We start from the raw sequence: 6,829 nt of genomic DNA on the forward strand, positions 1-6,829 counted from the left end.
GGCGAGAAACACCTGGTAGGCATCGACCTCGAAAATGGTACCGGGCAGGTTAGCAGCACCGTTGTTCGCTTTGACACCCGGACAATGCGGTGTGAGACGGCGAGCGGACGCATTTATGTTCTGCATGAGACGACTGGTGTTTCCACACGCGAGGCTTGGTATGTGTGGGACGGTTGGTGTCGACTCAACGGCGTCAAGAGCTGGACGGATGTCACTAGCCGCTATCGTCAGGACATGCCTTCGGCATGACGGCTCGCGCCGACGTCGCGAAGGATAGAGGCTGCGCCGGATATTCGTTCGCGATGCATCTGAAGGGTTGAGTGAAGAGGCATGAATGGAAATGGCCGAGATGAACCGTCGTCAACAGGCATAGTGGGATTTTTTGACTGACGTTGATGGGCGCGAAGATTGAACCCAGTGCCGCGCGCACGCGCGAGAACGACGTTGCCGGCAAGTCCGTGCGTTCGGCTTTCCTGCAGGGCAAAGAGAACCTGCGGCCGGAGATCGAGCGCGCGCGTGAGGGATTATGGATTTCTTGCCGATGGTCCGGCGCCAGAGTTCCAAGGCTCATTCGCCCGCCGACCAGGCTGCCGCTGAGTTGCTATGAAAACCGTCGGCTACCGGCCGCATGGAAGCGGATTGCCGACGATCTAGACGGGCGTGTCGACGGTCCGCTCGTGGCCGGCAAGCGCCCGCTCGCCGGCCGTGATCTCATCAAACTTCAGTTTGCGCCGCCATTTCGAGGGCATCGTCGACCTCGATGCCCAGGTATCTTACCGTGCTCTCGATCTTCGAGCGTCCGAGGAGCAACTGCACGGCGCGCAGATTCTTCGTCCGCCGGTAGATCAACGAAGCCTTCGTTCGCCGCATGGTGTGTGTTCCGTAGACCGAATCATCGAGCCCGATCGAAGCGACCCATCGGTGAACGAGTCGGGCGTACTGTCGCGTCGAAAGATGAGGGGAGGCGTGAAGCCGGCTCGGGAGCAGTTGGTCTGAGGGACGCAGGCCGTGTAATCGAATCCAGGCATCAACGCTCTCGCGTGTCTGCACGGTGATCTCGAACTGCACCGGTCGATGGGTCTTTTGCTGTGTCACTGTTGCGCGCGCGGCCACGTGACCGCCGTGGAATATGTCTTGGACTAGCAGTCGAGTCAGATCGCAAGCTCGGAGCTTGCTGTCGATTGCCAGGTTGAACAGCGCCAACTCGCGCACGTTCGCGGACATCTGCAGCGCAGTTCGAATCGCCCAAATTTCCTTGGGCTTCAATGGCGGCTTCTGACCCGTGATCTTTCCCTTGTTCCAAGGTGCGCGAGGTGCGGCAGGAGAGTTTTGGGTGCCCATGGCGATCTCCTTTCAGGTGAAGGGAGATCCGGTTTGCGCTTTTGGCAACGGTCGCTGTCCGTTAAGGCTTGTTCGCCGCCTGCCTGCAACGCGCGGTGGCACACTCACATTCCTGCGGAAAACGGCAGGCATCGAACAACCCTTAACGACATCGGCCTACCGAGTGCCCGCCGTCATGGCCAGCAGTCTCTGACCGACCCTAAGCTGTCAATGACGGCATTGTCGATCGACCATGTTGGTGCGCTATGATGCTGCGGCATAGGCCAATGAACACCAGCACCAAGAACAATGGACGAGAACAAGCTGAGCGAGATCGCAATTCGGGTGTCTCGTTATTTTCGGGATTTCCTCCAAAGTGACTTCAAACGGGCACAGGCACCGCGCCGGCGCATTGTCCTGACGTCTGACACGGGCTTTCGGGCCGGGATGCGCACCGCGCCGTATCCTGCGCTCGACCAGGAGTTGTGGGCACTGCTGAGCAAGCCAACTGGGGAAGATCTGACTCTGCCGATGACGCCGAGGCGCTATACCCGCCCGGTCAGCGCCTCTCTGCGCAAAGTCATTCAAGAGCAGATTCACGCCATCCCCGAAACAAGCCTTGTCTCGGTCCGCAATGCCGTCATCGAGATTGCGCGGAGTACCTACACCTCCGCCGTCGAGAATCCAGAGCAGTGGATCGATTCCGTCCAGGAGGAGTTGGCGAAGGAAGTCGGGGCGCAGGTGATCCGGCCGTTGGTGGCGCACCTTGATGGCCCCCTGCGTCAACAAGCCTACTCGGTAATGGACTCGCTGCTTGCGGCAGAGTCCGACCTGATTGCCCGCGTTTGCGGTGATCTGGTTCGCGTCTTGCCGGAGGTGTTGGCGAAGCTTCTGGCCACAGGTGAGGATGCCTCGCTCGTCGATGCCGCAACGAACTTCCTCAACATGGAGGGAATGCGTGCCGGCCTGCTGGCGTTCTTTGAGAACTTCGTCGCGGCTGATGCATATCTGGAGTTCAGGGATATCGAGACGTACGTTTCCACTGGCGACTCGATGCAGCTCTATCTCTATCTCGGTGCGCTGAAGTATCGCAATGCTCAGTACCCGCTCTTCTTCGTCCCCGTCCATGTCACGCGCAGCGAGGACGGCACTGGCTACTCCCTGAAGATCGTCAACCACCTCTACGCGAACCGCTCGGCAATCGACTTCGTCCTCCAAGAACTGGGGGCAGGATTGAAGCGGGAGTGGGTCAGCCCGATCACTGAACGCATCACCTACATCACACCGCAGCAGTGCATCTTTGAGGTCGTGCGGACGCTCTTCCGCAAGGTCGCGAATGCGATGGATCTCGGTGGTCAGATCGACCTTTCCTCGGCCGCGTCAGAAGTGGCGACGGCGAGCGTGTCTCTGTCGAGCGCTCTCTACCTCGCGGCCTATGAGCGTTCAGATGAGGCGCTCATCAACGACTACGAGGAGATCATCGATCAGTTCAACCGCGGCGGCTCGAACGTTGCGGATCTGTTCAAGGGACTGGTCGAAGGTGTACTGATGGGCAACGCGGGGTCGATTCGCGCCGAGGTCGAGGACGAATGGGAGAAGCTGCCGCTGGTGGAGCGGATGGTGTTCGACTCACCAATCCCGCTAAACGAGGAGCAGCGGAAGGTGCTGCTCGCGGTCAGGAATCCCAATGGCAAGATTGTCGTCGTGGAGGGGCCGCCGGGCACCGGGAAGTCGCACACGATTACCGCGATCGCGGCAGACTGCGCCTTCAACAACAAATCATGCCTGGTTCTGTCCGACAAGACCGAGGCGTTGGACGTCGTCGTATCGAAGCTTTCCGAGGCGATGTCTCGGGTCAGGCACGATCGCGACTTCCCCAACCCCATCCTCCGCCTGGGTCAGCAGAACGCCAACTTCCGTAAGCTGACGTCTAACGCGACCGTCACGCAAATTGGCGCCTACGCGAAGGCGACGCGGGCCAATCGGGAGGCACTGGATGCCGAACGCGAGATGCGCACCAGGGGCCTTAAGCAGTCGATCGACAAGACTGTCGAGGTCCTGGGCGACGTACGAATCGCCGCCCTTCAACAAATGCATCAGCACGAGTTTGAGTTGGCGGAACGTGCGCCGAACATCCTTAAGGAGATCCGCAAGGTTACCGACTCAAGCTTGCTACCAGAGTTGGTTGCGGTCGTCGAACAGAGTGAGGAACTTCAAAAGTACTTTGCGCAGCTTGCCGGTGACGGCGCTGGCGACGCGACGGCCCTGCGAGAGCGGGTGCGCCTGGACGCATGCATGAGCACGACCGCGCCGAGCGTTGGGGCGACAAGTTGGAACCTCTTTGACAAGCTCACGCCAGAACAGGTGCGAGCGATTCAGGATCTTCTCGTCAAATACAAGCATCTGCGGATGCCACTGTTCGGCTATCTCTTCCGAGGAGCCAAGGTAAGGGAGTTGGAGGAGAGGCTCAACCAACTTCCAACGAGCAGGCCGCTCTTCCTTAAGCAAGACGCCTTCGCACTCTATGACCTTGTGAAGGGCGCCAACTTGCTACAACGGGCACTCGAAGCAGAGAAGCTCGACGCCCACTTCGCGCTAGCGTATCAACGTCTGGCGCACGGGGAGGCGTCATCCCCGGCAGCAGTTCTCGCGCTCAAGGCTCTCGGCGCTGTGCAGAAGGCGAATCCGGCAATCTTCGACGCACTAATGGCGCAGCCGAAAGTGGACGCCAACCTGTGGGTGTTGGTCATCGTATTCCTGCGCGAATGGCTTGAGAACCACGCCGCCTTCGCGAAAGCCCCGGCGTTCGACTATGTAGGAACCAAGGATTCGCTTGAGCGCCTCAATACGTCGATCATGAACTCCCACGTGGATGGACGCTTGATCAAGTTCATGGACGAGCATCGTGCAGATGCGCGTGCGCTGGCGGGCGTGATTGCAAGCGGGCAGAAATTTCCGGAAGAGAAGTTCGCTAGCGTTCGGAACTCCTTCCCGGTGATTGTCGCTAGCATCCGTGAATTCGGTGAGTTCATGCCGCTGGCGCCGGACCTGTTTGATGTGGTGGTGATCGACGAGGCGTCGCAGGTGAGCGTGGCGCAAGCTTTGCCGGCGCTGCTGCGCGCGAAGAAGGTTGTCGTGCTGGGCGACAGCAAGCAGTTCTCAAACGTCAAGTCATCGAACGCCAGCATCGCGACGAATGACAAGTATCGCGCGGACTTGGTCAATCACTTCCGCTCGGAGGTCAGCGATAAGGCCGATGCCCTTGAGCGCCTTTCGATGTTCGACGTGAAGCGCTCGATTCTCGAGTTCTGCAATCTCGGGGCGTCTTACTCCGTCATGCTGCGCAAGCATTTCCGTTCCTATAAGGAACTGATTGGCTTTTCCTCCAGCACGTTCTATGCACACCAGCTACAAGCGATCAAGATCCGTGGCGTTCCGGTCGATGAGGTGATCCAGTTCGACGAAGTGGACACGGAGGGTTTCCGGTGCACGCGCGGCGCCAATGAGGCCGAAGCGAACTTCATTCTTGAGCAGCTTCTGGAACTGATTGAGGAAGAGGATCCGCCGACGGTTGGCGTCATTACGCCGTTCCGGGAGCAACAAACCTACCTGTCGAAGCTGCTTTTCGGCCACGCCCGCGGCCGTGAGTTCGAGGACAGGCTTCGCTTGAAGGTAATGACCTTCGACTCGTGTCAGGGCGAGGAGCGCAACATCATCATGTATTCGATGGTGGCGACGCCTGGCAACGATGCTCTCAACTTCATCTTCCCGGTGGCACTAGTGAATGCGCAGGAGTCGGTAGAAGACAAGCTCAAGGTCCAACGCCTGAACGTTGGATTCAGCCGGGCCCAGGAGATTGTATGGATTGTCCACTCGATGCCTCTTGCGGAGTACAAGGGAGCGATAGGGCGGGCATTGAACTACTACGCCAACACGCTTGAACGGGACTCAGCATCTGCCGATCAAACGGATGCGTCGAGTCCAATGGAGGCGAAGGTTCTCGATTGGCTCCAACAGACCCCCTTCGTGCAAGAACACCAGGACGAGATCGAAATCATTCCTCAGTTCCCGGTGGGCGACTATCTCCGCCAGCTTGATCCGACGTATGAGCACCCAGCCTGGCGCGTGGACTTCTTGGTGATCTACCGCACCGAGAAGGGACCTATGCATATCGTCATCGAGTATGACGGGTTCGAGTTCCACTTCCAGAAAGGGCGGCAGATTCACGTCGGAAACCACCAACGCTACCTTAATGGTGCGGACGTTGAGCGGCAATTGACCTTGGAGAGCTACGGTTATCGCTTCCTCCGGATCAACCGATTCAATCTGGGTGTCGACCCGATCCTCACGCTTTCCGATCGACTGGTGGACTTGGTCGAAATGGCCTCGGGAGAGAGGGTCTCCGAAAGCGTCGCGGACTTGCAAAACCAGGCGGCTGGACTGGCCAGCAAAGAAATGAGGGCGTGCTCGCGCTGCGAGGAGATACTGTCTATGGCGGACTTCTATGATCCCGCGCTCAGGTCGGGGCAGGGCGGCTATGGGCGCGTGTGCATGCTGTGCAAGGCGACCGATTCCAAGCCGCGCACCACGGGACCCAGAAAGCGCCGTTGGAAAAGCACCAAGCCGATGGGTTATCGGCGTTGAGCTTGACGCAGTGCAGGAGTGAGCTAGAAGGGTTGGCCAATTGCCGGAGGTGCCCCAAGACCTGCATTTAGGTGGGAAAGTTCGGTTCCGCACAGCCCTTTCGGTCTTGAATTCGATCACCTTGTGGCTGCGCGGCTGCTAGGCAGTTCATAGTAGATATGACTGACTGGATGCAATTCGCGGTAGTCTTCTCGCTGCTGACGGTTGGGTTCGCAGCCGTCTTCATTGTGTTTTCGGGAACTCGCTTACGGATACTTCCTTCGGAAAACGGACCGTTCCGGCTGTAACACTTTCAATCGCTACTAAGTGCTGCCTCTCGAGCCTAAATCTGATGCGTGTATCGCTGATCGGAACTGTCCACACCAAAAGTGGACGCGCCAACGTGGCAGAGTTGCGGACAATCCTTGAACGTCTTCAGCCGGACGTCATCTTTGCTGAAATTCCCTCTGCCGATCTTGCTGACTATCTCGACGGCTCTCACGGCAATATCGAGTCTGCTGCCGTTGCCCTCTATCGCAAGCGCCGTCCAGTCAACGTTGTACCTGTGGACTTGAACAAGCCAAGCGACGAGTTCTTCAGAGAATCTGAGGAGATGTTCAAAAAGGTCGAAAGGACGAGCCCTGAATATCGCCGTCTGATGGACCAGAACTGCGTCGACACGCGAGATCACGGTTTTCTCTACCTCAACAGCGATCGATGCGCCCAAGCATGGGCAGCCATCTACGACGAGGTGCGTGCAACCATCGAATGGATCGGCGACGACAGATTGCGACAGATCTACGCTCTATGGAGCGAGACAAATGACCGTCGCGAGACGGGAATGCTAGAGAAGATCAATAGTTATGAGCTTGCCCCCGCAAAACGA

At 58.4% G+C, this 6,829-nt stretch carries 3 protein-coding genes; 2 read left to right on the top strand and 1 reads right to left on the bottom strand.

Annotation, left to right across the window (positions count from 1 at the left end):
• Window positions 1–714: 714 nt before the first annotated feature.
• A complete protein-coding gene (locus B2246_RS01090) occupies window positions 715–1,341 on the bottom strand; it encodes a tyrosine-type recombinase/integrase (RefSeq protein WP_286881308.1) in 627 nt (208 codons plus the stop codon).
• 288 nt (window positions 1,342–1,629) lie between these two features.
• Between B2246_RS01090 and B2246_RS01095 the strand changes: the two genes are divergently transcribed.
• Complete coding sequence (locus B2246_RS01095; protein ID WP_286881306.1) at window positions 1,630–5,964, top strand: AAA domain-containing protein; 4,335 nt, start codon at window positions 1,630–1,632, stop codon at window positions 5,962–5,964.
• Between the two features lie 331 nt (window positions 5,965–6,295).
• On the top strand, window positions 6,296–6,829 hold a 534-nt coding region (locus tag B2246_RS01100), incomplete at its 3' end, for a hypothetical protein (protein ID WP_286881305.1).

Source organism: Cupriavidus sp. UBA2010 (assembly GCF_002335265.1).
Taxonomy (GTDB): domain Bacteria; phylum Pseudomonadota; class Gammaproteobacteria; order Burkholderiales; family Burkholderiaceae; genus Cupriavidus; species Cupriavidus metallidurans.